The following is a 13,509-nucleotide window of genomic DNA, read 5'->3' as shown; positions in this document are numbered from 1 at the left end:
ATCAGGCATCCAGTAGCGTACGGGCAATGGCCTGCAGTTTACGGGTGAGCGGCCCCGGCGACCAGTTCAGCGATGCAAATGCACGCACCGGCCATACGCCATACACGCTGTTGCACAGCAACACCTCGTCGGCCTGCTCGAGATCGGCCAGCGCCAGGTCGACCACACGGGCCGTGATACCGTGGCGCGGCGCCTCGTCCAGCAAGGCAGCGCGCATTACCCCGGCCACGCCGCAACGCGCCAGGTCGGCGGTGTACAGCACGCCATCGCGCACCACGAACAGGTTGCTGTAGACACCTTCGATCACGCGCCCGGATACATCACGCATCAAACCTTCAGCGTACTCGGCGCCCTGCCACTCGGCCCGTGCCAGTACCTGCTCCAGACGATTGAGGTGCTTGAGCCCGGCAAGCAAGGGTTGCTCGGCCAGGCGGGTCTGGCAGGCAAACAGCCTTACCCCCTGCTCGGCGTTCTGCGGCGGGTAGCTGGCGGCGGGGCTGGCCTGAAGAATGCGACGCGGCGGTGCACCGGCAGCCGGGGCATAGCCGCGCTGACTGTCGCCACGGGTGAGAATGAGCTTGAGCACGCCATCACCCAGCAAGCCGGCATAACGGCATACCTCGTCGCGGATGAGCGGATGATCGGCGTCGATCGCCAGGCGCTGGCAACCCAGCGCCAGGCGGTCGAGGTGATACGTCAGCAGTGAGGGCTGCCCGGCCCGCACGGCGATGGTCTCGAACAGACCATCGCCATAGGCCAGCCCGCGGCTGCCCAACGTCAGGGCGTCAGCCGGCAGGCCATCGACCCAGCTGTGCATCACTCGGCGAACCGGCGGAACACCAGCGAGCCATTGGTACCGCCAAAACCGAAGGAGTTCGACAGCACGACCTCGATCGGCATGTTGCGCGGCTGGTGCGGCACGAAGTCCAGGTCGCAGCCTTCATCCGGCTCATCGAGGTTGATGGTCGGCGGCGCCACTTGCCCATTGATGGACAGCACGCTGAAAATCGCCTCTACCGCGCCGGCAGCCCCCAGCAGGTGACCGGTCATCGACTTGGTCGAGCTCACGGCCAGCTTGTAGGCGTGCTCGCCGAACACCGACTTGATCGCTGCCACTTCGGCCAGGTCGCCGGCAGGCGTCGAGGTACCGTGGGCGTTGATGTAGCCGACTTCGCTGGGGTTCACGCCCGCATCGCGCAAGGCGTTGGCCATGCAGCGGGCTGCACCGGCGCCGTTGTCGGGTGGCGAAGTCATGTGGTAGGCGTCGCCGCTCATGCCAAAACCAACCAGTTCGGCATAGATGGTCGCGCCCCGCGCCTTGGCGTGCTCGAGCTCTTCGAGCACCAGCGCACCGGCACCGTCGGACAGCACGAAACCGTCACGGCCCTTGTCCCACGGCCGGCTGGCACGGGTTGGCTCGTCGTTGCGCGTCGACAGCGCACGCGAAGCGCCAAAACCGCCCATACCCAGGCCACAGGCCGCCATCTCTGCGCCACCGGCGATCATCACGTCGGCTTCGCCGTAGGCGATATTGCGCGCCGCCATGCCGATGCAGTGCGTGCCCGTGGTGCAGGCAGTGGCAATGGCGTAGTTGGGCCCCTGTACACCCAGGTGGATCGACAGGAAACCGGAAATCATGTTGATGATCGAGCCTGGCACGAAGAACGGCGAAATGCGCCGCGGGCCTTGCTCGTGCAAGGTCCGGCTGGTTTCTTCGATATTGGTCAGGCCGCCGATGCCCGAACCCATGGCCACGCCGATACGCTCACGGTTGGCATCGGTGACTTCCAGCCCGGCATTGCGCACCGCCTGGAACCCGGCCGCCAGGCCGTATTGAATGAACAGATCGAGCTTGCGGGCTTCCTTGACCGACAGGTACTGCTCGACTTCAAAGCCCTTTACCGAGCCGCCAAAACGGGTGGAGTAGGCAGACAGGTCAGTATGCTCGATCAGACCTATGCCACTGCGGCCAGCCAGAATGCCTTGCCAACTGCTTGGCACATCCGTGCCCAGTGGCGACAGCATACCCATACCGGTGACCACGACGCGTCTACGCGACACAGCACTCTCCTTATTCTATGGTCTACATCTCATGCAAAGAAAAAACCGCACGCCAGTAACGGCAGTGCGGTTTTTCCATGACAAGAAGCGACGACTACAAAGTCTTAAGCCTGGTGGCTGGTGACGTAGTCGATGGCTGCTTGAACAGTAGTGATCTTCTCGGCTTCTTCGTCAGGGATTTCGGTCTCGAATTCCTCTTCCAGAGCCATCACCAGCTCAACGGTGTCAAGGGAATCGGCACCCAGATCTTCTACGAAGGAAGCGGTGTTGACCACTTCTTCTTCTTTAACGCCCAGTTGCTCGGCGACGATTTTCTTGACGCGTTCTTCGATGGTGCTCATACCTAGTTTTCACTCCTAATGGATATATGTCAGGCAGCTGGCCGGTGTGTAAGTTTATAGAAAGACGCCCGCTTTTCAAGCGTAATGCATCCCTCGAACTTCACACCCACCTGCCGCCTAGAATTTGGTTGCAGCTTTATAACGGATTTTAGACAGCTCGTATGACATTTTTTTGAAGCAATCCGTCACATTTAACTACATGTACATCCCGCCGTTGACCGGGACAGTAGCACCGGTCACGTAAGCTGCGCCGTCAGAGGCCAGGAACGCAACCACTTTCGCGATTTCGTCGACCTGGCCCAGACGACCCAGCGGAATCTGGTTTTGCAGCGCTTCACGCTGTGCCTCTGGCAGTTCGCGGGTCATGTCGGTATCGATGAAACCCGGCGCTACCGAGTTCACGGTGATCGCACGGGAGCCGACTTCACGCGCCAGGGCGCGGCTGAAGCCTTCCAGGCCGGCCTTGGCGGCGGCGTAGTTGACCTGGCCGACGTTACCCATGGCCCCAACGACCGAACCGATGCTGATGATACGACCCCAGCGCGCCTTGGTCATGCCGCGCAGCACGCCCTTGGACAGACGGTAGAGGCTGTTGAGGTTGGTATCGATGACGTCGAACCACTCGTCGTCTTTCATGCGCAGCATCAGGTTGTCGCGGGTGATGCCGGCGTTGTTGACCAGGATGGTCGGCGCACCGAACTGCACCTGGATAGAAGCGAGGGTGGCGGTGACCGACTCGTCGCTGGTCACGTTCAGCTCCAGCCCGGTACCGGCGATGCCGTGCTCCTTGAGGGTCGCGGCAATACGCTCGGCGCCGGAGGCGGACGTGGCGGTACCGATGACGGTGGCGCCCAGACGCCCCAGTTCCAGGGCGATTGCCTGGCCAATGCCACGGCTGGCGCCGGTGACCAGTGCAACTTTACCTTGCAGGCTCATGCAAGTTTCTCCTAAATCAGGCCAGCGCCGCACGGGTGGCGGCGAAAGCATCCGGGGTATTGAGGTTGAAGGTGTTCACGCCGTCGGCGCAGCGCTTGTTCAAGCCGGCCAGCACCTTGCCGGGGCCGCACTCGACCAGTTGCACCGCGCCATTGGCGGCCAGGGTCTGCACGCATTCGACCCAGCGTACCGGCTTGTACAGCTGCTCCAGCAGGTCGCGTTTGAGGGTATCGAGATCGCCAGCCACGCCCGCACTGACGTTCTGCACCAGCGGGATCTGCGGGGCCTGCCAGTCGATGGCGTTCACCGATTCGGCAAACCGCTCGGCGGCCGGGCGCATCAGCTCGCAGTGCGACGGCACGCTGACCGGCAGCGGCAGCGCACGTTTGGCGCCGGCGGCCTTGCAGGCTTCCATGGCGCGCTCTACAGCAGCCTTGGCACCGGCAATGACAACCTGGCCCGGGGAGTTGAAGTTGACCGCACTGACCACCTCACCCTGCGCAGCCTGAGCACACAGGTCCACGACCACGGCGTCATCCAGGCCCAGAATCGCAGCCATGGCGCCCTGCCCGGCCGGCACGGCCTCCTGCATGAGCTCGCCGCGACGCTTGACCAGCTTGACCGCGTCACCCAGGCTCAGGCTGCCGGCAGCCACCAGCGCACTGTATTCACCCAGGCTGTGCCCGGAAACGAATGCAGGGCGCGCGCCACCTTCGGCCAGCCACAGGCGCCACAGGGCGATCGAGGCGGTCAGGATGGCCGGCTGGGTTTTGTCCGTCTGGTTGAGTTGTTCTTCCGGGCCCTGCTGGGTCAGTGCCCACAGGTCGTAACCGAGAGCCTCGGAGGCCTCACGGAAGGTATCGATGACCAGCGGGTACTGGGCGCCCAGCTCGGCAAGCATGCCGAGCGACTGCGAACCTTGGCCAGGAAAGACGAATGCGAGGGATGCAGACATTGAACAAGCCCCTAATGATCTTGTCGTCGAAAATAGCGCCCAGCCGGGGCTGAGCGCGAGAAAACTGACAATTGGATGGTAACGAGAACCAAGCGGTCACATTTATGCACGTCGTTGTGCCGATGCCTAAGGCAGCAGATCCTCCAGACGGCCGTGCAAGCGCTGCGGCAGGTTCTCCTGGATCTCGATCAGCGCCCGCTGTATCGCGCTCTGGAAACCCTGCACACCCGCCGAGCCATGACTCTTGATAACGATGCCCTGCAGGCCGAGAAAACTCGCGCCATTGTGGCGTGCCGGCGCAAGGTCGGCCTTCAGGCGACTGAGCAGCGGCATCGCAAGGGCACCTACCGCCCGCGCCATCAGGCCACGCTTGAACAGCGCCTCGATGCGCCCACCGATCATGGTGGCCAAGCCTTCGCTGGACTTGAGCAGGATATTGCCGACAAAGCCGTCGCACACCACCACATCCGCTTCGCCACGGTACAGGCCATCGCCTTCGACAAAGCCGATGTAGTTGAGGCCGCGGGCATTTTGCAGCAGCGTCGCAGCCAGCTTGACCTGCTGGTTGCCCTTGATGTCTTCGGTACCGATGTTGAGCAGCGCCACACGCGGCCGGGAAATGCCCAGCGCTTGCGCCGCCACCGAGCCCATCACGGCGAACTGGAACAGGTGCTCGGCGCTGCAGTCGACGTTGGCCCCCAGGTCAAGCAGCTGGCAATAGCCAGTCTGGGTCGGTATGGCCGCCACCATCGCAGGCCGATCGATGCCGGGCAGGGTCTTGAGCACATAGCGCGACAACGCCATCAGCGCGCCGGTGTTGCCGGCGCTCACGCAGGCCTGCACCTTGCCATCACGCAATAGTTCGAGGGCCACGCGCATCGACGAGTCGGGCTTGCCACGCAGCGCCTGGGACGGCCGCTCGTCCATGCCGATCACTTCGCTGGCCGGCACAATATGCAGGCGCGCGCGATCCGCTGCCGACTGGCCAGCGATCAGATCTTCAAGGAGGGAGGGTTGACCGACGAGGGTCAGGTGCAGCGAGGGAGTAGCCGACAGGCAAGCAATGCTGGCCTGAACAATGCTGCGGGGACCGAAGTCCCCGCCCATTGCGTCAATCGCGATCTGAGCGGACAAGGATTACTCGTCAGCGCCCTTGTCGATCACTTTGCGACCACGGTATACGCCTTCTGGCGATACGTGGTGACGCAGGTGCACTTCACCAGTGGTTTTCTCTACGGACAGAGCGTTTTCCGAGAGAGCGTCGTGCGAACGGCGCATGTCACGGGCAGAGCGGGATTTTTTGTTCTGCTGAACAGCCATAATTGATTAACTCCTAAACGTTTGGGTCACGCTTTAACTGCGCCAATACACTGAACGGGTTGGACCGCGTTACCTCGTCCTTGCTCGGTTCGGGCTCATCGGCGCCCGCCGGCTGCTGGCATTCTTCCGGATGATGAGCAGGCACGATGGGCAAGGCGAGCAGAAGCTCTTCCTCGACCAATGCTTGCAGATCCAAAGGATCTTCGCCCAGTTCCAGCACGTCATAACCTTTCGGTAACGACTGGGTATTCGCACCCTCTTTCACCACAGCATATGTAGATTCGCTGTGGATCGGCAGGGTGACCAGCTCAAGACAACGCTGGCAAACCATCTTGACCTCGACGGTCAGAGCACTGTGGATAACCACCGTTTTCTGTTCGTCTCGCTCAAAATCGAATTTAGCCTGCACCGTACCGACATCGTCGGAAAGCGGGTCGCAGAGTCTCTCCAAATCGGCGAGTAGCAGCGCTCCTTCGAGAGAAACACCACGATCGGCCAATTTGCGCGGGTCAACGTGAGGTGGAATCGGGTCATTCAACATAGGCGCAGCATTCTAGGGATGCCCCCCGCCCCTGTCAAAGGAAATTCGGCCCCGTTCAACATGTTAGAATCGGCGCACCTGCTCAGGAGTTCATCATGCTGCCCTTGTTACTGGCTTCCAGCTCACCCTACCGGCGCGAATTGCTGGCGCGACTGCAACTGCCCTTTGCCTGGGCAGCGCCCGATATCGACGAACAGCGCATCGGCGAAGAGCCCGCCCCAGAGCTGGTCAAGCGCCTGGCCAGGCACAAGGCCGAGGCATTGGCTGCCAGCCATCCGGGGCATCTTATCATCGGCTCCGACCAGGTTGCCGTACTGGGCGAACAGATTCTGGGCAAGCCACACACCTTCGAAAAGGCCTGCGAGCAATTGCTGGCTGCGAGCGGCAATCACGTCACCTTCCTGACCGGCGTGGCGCTGCTCAATACCCAGAGCGGCCATTGCGAGGTCGATTGCGTGCCATTTACCGTGCACATGCGCGAACTGGACCTGCCACGCATCGAACGCTACCTGCACGCCGAGCAACCCTATGACTGCGCCGGCAGCTTCAAGTGCGAAGGGCTGGGGGTGAGCCTGTTCCAAAGCACCCACGGCTGCGATGCCACCAGCCTGGTGGGACTTCCGCTGATCCGACTGGTCGACATGCTGCTCAAGGAAGGGGTGAGCATACCGTGAAGGCAAGGCAATACCGGCAATAAAAAAACCGGCCATCTGGCCGGTTTTTCATTAATCAGCACTCTCAGCGCAGTGCCGGCCCCTGAAAGCCCATCCACATAGCCAGGTGCTCGGCGACGCTGGCACCCAGGCGCTTGGAGAAGCGATCAAACGGCGACTCTTCGACGGTGAAATCAACCAGGGTCTTCTCCCCCACCACCTCACGCGCCACATAATCGGCATTGCCCAGGGCGTCCACCAGCCCCAGCTGCACGGCCTGCTCACCCGACCAGATCAGCCCGCTGAACAGCTCGGGATGCTCCTTGTCCTTGAGCCGCTCGCCGCGCCCCTGCTTCACACTGGCAATGAACTGCTTGTGGGTGGTGTCCAGCACACCCTGCCAGAAGGCCGTTTCGTCCGGTTTCTGCGGCTGGAATGGATCAAGGAAGGCCTTGTGCTCACCCGCCGTATAGGTACGACGCTCGACACCCAGCTTCTCCATGGTGCCGACAAAGCCGTAGCCAGCTGCCGTCACACCAATCGAGCCCACCAGGCTGGCCTTGTCGGCATAGATCTGGTCAGCCGCACTGGCGATATAGTAGGCACCCGACGCACCCAGGTCGCTGATGACCGCGTACACCTTGACCGACGGCTTGGCGGCCTGCAGACGACGAATCTCGTCATAGATGTAGCCAGACTGCACGGGGCTGCCGCCCGGGCTGTTGATACGCAGCACCACCGCCTTGGTCTTGGCGTCGTCGAAGGCCGCACGCAGGCTGGCTATCACGTTGTCGGCGCTGGCCGGCTCCTTGTCCGCAATGATCCCGCGCACCTCGATCAGCGCCGTATGGCTCGCGCCACGGGCGGCGGTCTTGTCGATATCCATCAGCGGCGAAAACAGGGCCAGGATGCCGAACAGGTACACGAACGTCAGCAGCTTGAAAAAAATACCCCAGCGCCGGGCCCGACGCTGCTCCTGCACGCCCGCCAGCAAGGTCTTCTCGAGCAGCTTCCAGCTGGTGCGCTCTTCGTTCTTTTCGGCGTCAGGCGCCTTCCACTCGTCAGTCATGCTCACCTACCCTGGAAATTCGATTGCAGCGGTTCGGCCTAGCCACGCCTGCAATTGTGAAAAGTGCTGTATGGACAACTGCGGCTCGTAAACGCTCAACGCCTCGAGCGAGAGCGCCCCATGCCCCACCGCCACCGAATGCATGCCGGCATTGCGCGCCATCAGCAGGTCGAACGACGAATCGCCCACCATCAACGCACGGCTCGCCGGCACCTGGCAATGGGCCAGGATCTCCTCGAGCATGCGCGGGTGCGGCTTGCCCATGGTTTCGTCGGCAGCCCGGGTAATGTCGAAGAACGTTTCCCAGCCATTGGCCACCAGCACCCGGTCCAGGCCGCGACGCGCCTTGCCGGTAGCGACTGCCAGGCGATAGCCATCGGCCCTGAACGACTCGAGGGCCTCGACCACGCCGGGATACAACGGCGACGGCTGGGTATCCAGGGCCATATAGATGTCGGCGTAATGCTGACGAAACGCCATGACTTCAGGCTGATCCAGATGCGGGTACAGCGTGCTGATCGCCTCGGGCAGCGCCAGGCCGATGATGCCCTTGACCGCCTCGTCCGAGCACAGCGCATAGCCGGCACGCTCGGCCGAGCGATGCATCGCTTCGACGATGCGCCCGATCGAATCGGCCAGCGTGCCGTCCCAATCGAAGATCAGCAGGTCGTAATCACGGCGCACTCAAACGCTCCACGGTCTTGGCCCACATGTCGTCCACCGGCGCCTCCAGCTTCAGCTCGCCGCCATCGGGCAACGGCACGGTCAGCGCATAGGCATGCAGGAACAGGCGCTTGCCGCCCAGCTCGCGGATCTCGCGAGTGAAATCCTCGTCGCCATACTTGCTGTCGCCGGAGATGCAATGCCCGGCATGCAGGGCATGCACGCGAATCTGGTGGGTACGGCCAGTAATCGGGCGTGCCTCGACCATGGTCGCGAAATCGCCGAAACGGCGCAGCACGCGAAACAGGGTGAGCGCCTCCTTGCCTTCGTCGTTGATTTCCACCATCCGCTCGCCGGAACGCAGGTTGCTCTTGAGCAGCGGCGCATTGACCTGCTTCTTGGCCGTGGCCCAGTGACCACGCACCAGCGCCATGTAGCGCTTGTCGACGCCGTCACCGCGCAACGCGGCATGCAGATGGCGCAACATGCTGCGCTTCTTGGCGATCATCAGCAGACCGGAGGTATCGCGATCGAGCCGATGCACCAGCTCCAGCTCCTTGGTATCCGGGCGCAACTGACGAAAGGCTTCGATCACACCGTAGTTCAGCCCGCTGCCGCCGTGCACGGCGATGCCAGCAGGCTTGTTGAGCACGATAAGGGCCTTGTCTTCGTACACGATGGCCGCTTCGAGTCGCTGAAGCAGGCCCTGTGCCAGCGGCACCGGCTCGTCACGCTCAGGCAGACGAACGGGCGGCACGCGCACGATATCGCCGGCCTGCAATTTGTACTCTGGCTTGATCCGTCCCTTGTTTACCCGCACTTCGCCTTTGCGCAAAATGCGATAAATCAAGGTCTTGGGAACGCCCTTGAGTGCAGTGATCAGGAAGTTGTCGATCCGTTGGCCGGCAAGTTCCGGCGCGACCTCGATCAGCTGGACGCCGGAGGTCGGAGGGGTAGTAGTCGTCATTTGCGAATCATAACAATTTTTTATGGATTTGAAGCACTTAATGATTGCTGCTATAGTCGCGAACGCCGCCAAAAGCGGCTGGCCAGCGGACCAATGGCTTTGAGCCGGCCCTGACCTACGCAATTCTCGAGGACGCGAGGCCGTCCGACGGGGCTTTCGCCAGTTTACAGAAGTGCCTGGAATCGCTACCAGCGCCGATGAGAGAAGACCGATAAAAAACAACAAGAGCGGTGTTTGACCCTCCTGCACGTTTTTTTCGATGCCCACTCCTTCAGTGCAGTCGCTTTCACGCAGTCACGGCGAATGCTTCGGAAATACCAGCCTTAGCCATAGAAAGCGCGGGCTCCCGTATGGAGCTGGCGATAACTGCAACCCGTTGCGGATTCAGCGCGCGGCAGCACCCGAATTATCAGGGATACGTGTAGGGTGGAGATGCACAACCGTCGGACCGTGTAGCACTGCGTCCAGTCCACAGGCCCTCTGGCCCGCGACCGGACCCGGTCTTGATCAAGATGCCCCAGGGTGTCCACGGCCGAAGGCTGATTCCTCCTCCTGACTGAGTGCATTTGACACCACAGCTAGCAGGACGCGTCGTCGCGACTTCGGCAGCACTGGGCGACCAGTCCGACCGCAAGCCGCTGGACACGGGATGGTCCGCCACCCCTGACGCACCCTGACACCGACCGTGAGAAGTCGTGTGTGCCGAACGCCGTTTCCGGCAGCCCGGAAACCGACGGTACTACATGAAAAGAATGCTGATTAACGCGACTCAACCCGAAGAGTTGCGTGTTGCTCTGGTAGACGGCCAGCGCCTCTACGATCTGGACATCGAGTCCGGTGCACGCGAGCAGAAAAAAGCCAACATCTACAAGGGCAAGATCACCCGCATCGAGCCCAGCCTTGAAGCCGCCTTCGTCGATTTCGGCTCCGAGCGCCACGGCTTTCTGCCCCTCAAGGAAATCTCCCGCGAATACTTCAAGAAGTCGCCCGAAGGCCGGGTGAACATCAAGGAAGTGCTGAGCGAAGGCCAGGAAGTCATCGTCCAGGTCGAGAAGGAAGAGCGCGGCAACAAGGGCGCCGCCCTGACCACCTTCATCAGCCTGGCCGGTCGTTACCTGGTCCTGATGCCTAACAACCCGCGTGCCGGCGGCATCTCCCGTCGCATCGAAGGCGAAGAGCGCAACGAACTGCGCGAAGCGCTCAACGGCCTGGTTGCCCCTGCCGACATGGGCCTGATCGTTCGCACTGCCGGCCTGGGCCGCAGCAGCGAAGAGATGCAGTGGGACCTGGACTACCTGCTGCAACTGTGGACCGCCATCAAGGAAGCGTCCCTCGACCGCGCAGCGCCGTTCCTGATCTACCAGGAAAGCAACGTCATCATCCGCGCCATCCGCGACTACCTGCGCCAGGACATCGGCGAAGTGCTGATCGACAGCGTCGACGCCCAGGAAGAAGCCCTGACCTTCATCCGCCAGGTGATGCCGCAGTACGCCAGCAAGATCAAGCTGTACGAAGACAGCGTGCCGCTGTTCAACCGCTTCCAGATCGAAAGCCAGATCGAGACCGCCTTCCAGCGCGTCGTCGACCTGCCATCGGGCGGCTCGATCGTGATCGACCCGACTGAAGCCCTGGTGTCCATCGACATCAACTCGGCGCGCGCCACCAAAGGCAGCGACATCGAGGAAACCGCCCTGCAGACCAACCTGGAAGCGGCCGAGGAAATCGCCCGCCAACTGCGTCTGCGTGACATCGGCGGCCTGATCGTCATCGACTTCATCGACATGACCCCGGCCAAGAACCAGCGCGCCGTCGAAGAAAAGGTGCGCGAGTGCCTGGAAGCCGACCGTGCCCGCGTACAGGTCGGCCGCATTTCGCGCTTCGGCCTGCTGGAAATGTCCCGCCAGCGCCTGCGCCCTTCCCTGGGCGAAAGCAGCGGCATCGTCTGCCCGCGCTGCAGCGGCACCGGCATCATCCGTGACGTCGAGTCGCTGTCGCTGGCAATCCTGCGCCTGATCGAGGAAGAAGCCCTGAAGGATCGCACTGCCGAGGTGCGTGCCCAGGTGCCGATCCCGGTCGCCGCGTTCCTGCTCAACGAAAAACGCAACTCGATCACCAAGATCGAACTGCGCACCCGGGCGCGTATCGTCATTCTGCCGAACGACCACCTGGAAACCCCGCATTTCGAAGTGCAGCGCCTGCGCGACGACAGCCCGGAAGCCCTGAACAACCAGTCCAGCTACGAAATCGCTGCGACCGAAACCGAAGAAGTGCAACCGGCTGCCGCCACCCGCACCCTGGTTCGCCAGGAAGCCGCGGTCAAGACTGCACCGGCCCGCGCCAATGCTCCGGTACCGGCTCCGGAAGCCCCTGCTGCCCCAGCCGCCCCGGTACACGCCCTGCCAGAGCCAAGCCTGTTCAAGGGCCTGGTCAAGTCGCTGGTCAGCCTGTTCGCCGGCAAGGAAGAACCTGTGGCCGCCGCACCGGTGGTAACCGAGAAGCCTGCCACCGAGCGTCCTCAGCGCAACGAGGAGCGTCGCAACGGTCGCCAGCAGAGCCGCAACCGCAACGGTCGTCGCGATGAAGAGCGCAAGCCACGCGAAGAGCGTGCCGAGCGCGCGCCACGTGAGCCGCGTGAAGAACGCCAGCCTCGCGAAGCCCGTGAAGAGACCTCGACCCGCGAGGAACGCGCACCACGCGCCCCGCGTGAAGAACGTCAGCCGCGTGCCCCACGCGAAGACCGTCGCCCACGCGAAGATCGCCCGGTACGCGAACTGCGTGAGCCTCTGGATGCCACCCCGGCCCCGGCCGTCCGCGAAGAACGTCCTGAGCGCGCCCCGCGCGAAGAGCGTCAGCCACGTGAAGAGCGTGCACCGCGTGAAGAGCGCGCACCACGTGAAGAACGTGCCCCTCGCGAGGAGCGCGCACCGCGTCCGCCACGCGAAGAGCGTCAGCCACGCCCGGCCGAGCCGGTCGAGGATGCGGCCGAAGAGCAACTGCCAAACGAAGAGCTGCTGCAGGATGACAACCAGGAAGGCGCCGAAGGCGATCGTCCACGTCGTCGCTCGCGCGGTCAGCGTCGTCGCAGCAACCGTCGTGAGCGTCAGCGTGATGCCAACGGCAATGTGGTCGAAGGCAGCGAAGACGGCACCGAAGAAGGCGCCGAACAAGCTGGCGAACAACCTGCTGCTGCGGAAAAACGCAGCGAAGGCAATGCGCAGCCTTCGGGCGTGGAACTTGCTGCCGGCCTGGCCGTGACTGCCGCCGTTGCCACCAGCAACATCAGTGCCGACGCCGAGGCCCAGGCCAACGCTCAGGCCGAGCGTGCAACTGCCGCTGTCGATGACACCCCAGCCGTCGTGGCCGAAACGCCTTTCGAGGCCGGCACCGTCGAGCCAGTGGTTGTCGAAACCAGCACCGAGTCGAACGAAACCGTTCAACAGCCCGCTGCCGAAGAACCTGTTGCTGAACAAGCGGCCATCGCCCCTGTGATCGAACAACCGTTCGAAGCACCGGTGCAGGCAGTCGAGTCGAGCATCGAGCCTGTCGTCGAAGTTGCTCCGCAACCAGTCGAGGCCCAGATCGAGGCCGAGGCCAAGGTAGAGGCTCTGGTGGAAGCACCGGCTCAAGCCCATGAGCAGGCGCCAGCTGTCGAAGCGCCCGTCGAGGCACCTGTAGCTGCCGAGCCGGTCATCGCCCTGCCGAGCGAGCCAGAAGCGCCGGCTGCAGTCGAAGCCGAGCCGGTTATTGCCGCTGAGCCAGCACCGGTCGCCGAGGCACAGGCACCGATCGCCGAGCCTGCCGAGGTTGAGGCACCGGTCGTCACGCTGGCCAACGGCCGTGCACCGAACGACCCGCGTGAAGTGCGTCGCCGCAAGCGCGAAGCTGAAGCCGCAGCGGCCGCTGCTGCTGCCGAGCAGTCGCAGGAAGCTGCAGAAGAGCATAAACCGCTCGTCTGACGGCCATTAAAAAGCCCCGCCAGTGCAAACTGGCGGGGCTTTTTATT

General features: G+C 62.8%; 13 protein-coding genes. 2 read left to right on the top strand and 11 right to left on the bottom strand.

What is annotated here, in order from left to right; translation table 11 throughout:
* Position 1: 1 nt before the first annotated feature.
* The 8 genes from pabC to ACPRTJ_RS18050 all read right to left on the bottom strand — a co-directional run bounded on the left by pabC (position 2) and on the right by ACPRTJ_RS18050 (position 6,154).
* Entirely contained in the window at positions 2–817 is an 816-nt protein-coding gene (gene pabC, locus ACPRTJ_RS18085; RefSeq protein WP_058541074.1) for an aminodeoxychorismate lyase, read from the bottom strand.
* A complete protein-coding gene (gene fabF / locus ACPRTJ_RS18080) occupies positions 817–2,061 on the bottom strand; it encodes a beta-ketoacyl-ACP synthase II (RefSeq protein ID WP_043862876.1) in 1,245 nt (414 codons plus the stop codon). Before fabF ends, pabC begins: the two co-directional genes overlap by 1 nt.
* Before the next feature lie 104 nt (positions 2,062–2,165).
* A complete protein-coding gene (gene acpP / locus ACPRTJ_RS18075; protein ID WP_003175607.1) occupies positions 2,166–2,402 on the bottom strand; it encodes an acyl carrier protein in 237 nt (78 codons plus the stop codon).
* A gap of 195 nt (positions 2,403–2,597) precedes the next feature.
* The gene (gene fabG / locus ACPRTJ_RS18070; protein WP_043862877.1) at positions 2,598–3,338 is read right to left on the bottom strand and encodes a 3-oxoacyl-ACP reductase FabG; all 741 of its coding nucleotides are present in this window, start codon (positions 3,336–3,338) and stop codon (positions 2,598–2,600) included.
* A 16-nt stretch (positions 3,339–3,354) separates the two neighbouring features.
* Positions 3,355–4,293 (bottom strand): ACP S-malonyltransferase, encoded by a 939-nt coding sequence (fabD, locus tag ACPRTJ_RS18065; RefSeq protein ID WP_100634427.1) that lies wholly within the window; start codon positions 4,291–4,293, stop codon positions 3,355–3,357.
* Positions 4,294–4,419: 126 nt separating this feature from the next.
* The gene (gene plsX / locus ACPRTJ_RS18060) at positions 4,420–5,427 is read right to left on the bottom strand and encodes a phosphate acyltransferase PlsX (RefSeq protein ID WP_078479736.1); all 1,008 of its coding nucleotides are present in this window, start codon (positions 5,425–5,427) and stop codon (positions 4,420–4,422) included.
* Between the two features lie 3 nt (positions 5,428–5,430).
* Entirely contained in the window at positions 5,431–5,613 is a 183-nt protein-coding gene (gene rpmF / locus ACPRTJ_RS18055) for a 50S ribosomal protein L32 (RefSeq protein ID WP_010223221.1), read from the bottom strand.
* A gap of 13 nt (positions 5,614–5,626) precedes the next feature.
* Positions 5,627–6,154: a YceD family protein gene (locus ACPRTJ_RS18050; RefSeq protein ID WP_426427163.1), complete on the bottom strand. Its 528-nt coding sequence runs from the start codon at positions 6,152–6,154 to the stop codon at positions 5,627–5,629.
* A gap of 95 nt (positions 6,155–6,249) precedes the next feature.
* On the opposite strand from ACPRTJ_RS18050, the gene ACPRTJ_RS18045 reads away from it, so the two are divergent.
* The gene (locus tag ACPRTJ_RS18045; RefSeq protein ID WP_043862881.1) at positions 6,250–6,828 is read left to right on the top strand and encodes a Maf family protein; all 579 of its coding nucleotides are present in this window, start codon (positions 6,250–6,252) and stop codon (positions 6,826–6,828) included.
* Between the two features lie 64 nt (positions 6,829–6,892).
* Here ACPRTJ_RS18045 and sppA read toward each other — a convergent pair whose 3' ends face one another.
* Genes sppA through rluC form a run of 3 tightly spaced genes read right to left on the bottom strand, consistent with a single transcriptional unit; the run spans position 6,893 to position 9,506 of the window.
* Complete coding sequence (gene sppA / locus ACPRTJ_RS18040) at positions 6,893–7,876, bottom strand: signal peptide peptidase SppA (protein ID WP_058541100.1); 984 nt, start codon at positions 7,874–7,876, stop codon at positions 6,893–6,895.
* A 6-nt stretch (positions 7,877–7,882) separates the two neighbouring features.
* Positions 7,883–8,560 (bottom strand): HAD-IA family hydrolase, encoded by a 678-nt coding sequence (locus ACPRTJ_RS18035; protein WP_054915813.1) that lies wholly within the window; start codon positions 8,558–8,560, stop codon positions 7,883–7,885.
* The gene (rluC, locus tag ACPRTJ_RS18030; protein WP_426427162.1) at positions 8,550–9,506 is read right to left on the bottom strand and encodes a 23S rRNA pseudouridine(955/2504/2580) synthase RluC; all 957 of its coding nucleotides are present in this window, start codon (positions 9,504–9,506) and stop codon (positions 8,550–8,552) included. The genes ACPRTJ_RS18035 and rluC overlap by 11 nt, the downstream gene beginning before the upstream one ends.
* Positions 9,507–10,249: 743 nt before the next feature.
* On the opposite strand from rluC, the gene rne reads away from it, so the two are divergent.
* A complete protein-coding gene (gene rne / locus ACPRTJ_RS18025; RefSeq protein ID WP_313328022.1) occupies positions 10,250–13,462 on the top strand; it encodes a ribonuclease E in 3,213 nt (1,070 codons plus the stop codon).
* Positions 13,463–13,509 lie beyond the last annotated feature (47 nt).

This window comes from Pseudomonas palmensis (genome assembly GCF_049942755.1).
Classification (GTDB): Bacteria; Pseudomonadota; Gammaproteobacteria; order Pseudomonadales; family Pseudomonadaceae; genus Aquipseudomonas; species Aquipseudomonas palmensis.
The sequence above is the reverse complement of the archived record's forward strand: the minus strand, read 5'-3'. Positions and strand labels throughout refer to the sequence as shown.

Bases quoted from the DNA above. Each gene is read 5' to 3' on its own strand.
- rne (WP_313328022.1), top strand. From the start codon at position 10,250: ATGAAAAGAATGCTGATTAACGCGACTCAACCCGAAGAGTTGCGTGTT.
- rluC (WP_426427162.1), bottom strand. From the start codon at position 9,506: ATGACGACTACTACCCCTCCGACCTCCGGCGTCCAGCTGATCGAGGTC.
- pabC (WP_058541074.1), bottom strand. From the start codon at position 817: ATGCACAGCTGGGTCGATGGCCTGCCGGCTGACGCCCTGACGTTGGGC.
- rpmF (WP_010223221.1), bottom strand. From the start codon at position 5,613: ATGGCTGTTCAGCAGAACAAAAAATCCCGCTCTGCCCGTGACATGCGC.
- acpP (WP_003175607.1), bottom strand. From the start codon at position 2,402: ATGAGCACCATCGAAGAACGCGTCAAGAAAATCGTCGCCGAGCAACTG.
- sppA (WP_058541100.1), bottom strand. From the start codon at position 7,876: ATGACTGACGAGTGGAAGGCGCCTGACGCCGAAAAGAACGAAGAGCGC.
- fabD (WP_100634427.1), bottom strand. From the start codon at position 4,293: ATGTCTGCATCCCTCGCATTCGTCTTTCCTGGCCAAGGTTCGCAGTCG.
- ACPRTJ_RS18050 (WP_426427163.1), bottom strand. From the start codon at position 6,154: ATGTTGAATGACCCGATTCCACCTCACGTTGACCCGCGCAAATTGGCC.
- ACPRTJ_RS18045 (WP_043862881.1), top strand. From the start codon at position 6,250: ATGCTGCCCTTGTTACTGGCTTCCAGCTCACCCTACCGGCGCGAATTG.
- fabG (WP_043862877.1), bottom strand. From the start codon at position 3,338: ATGAGCCTGCAAGGTAAAGTTGCACTGGTCACCGGCGCCAGCCGTGGC.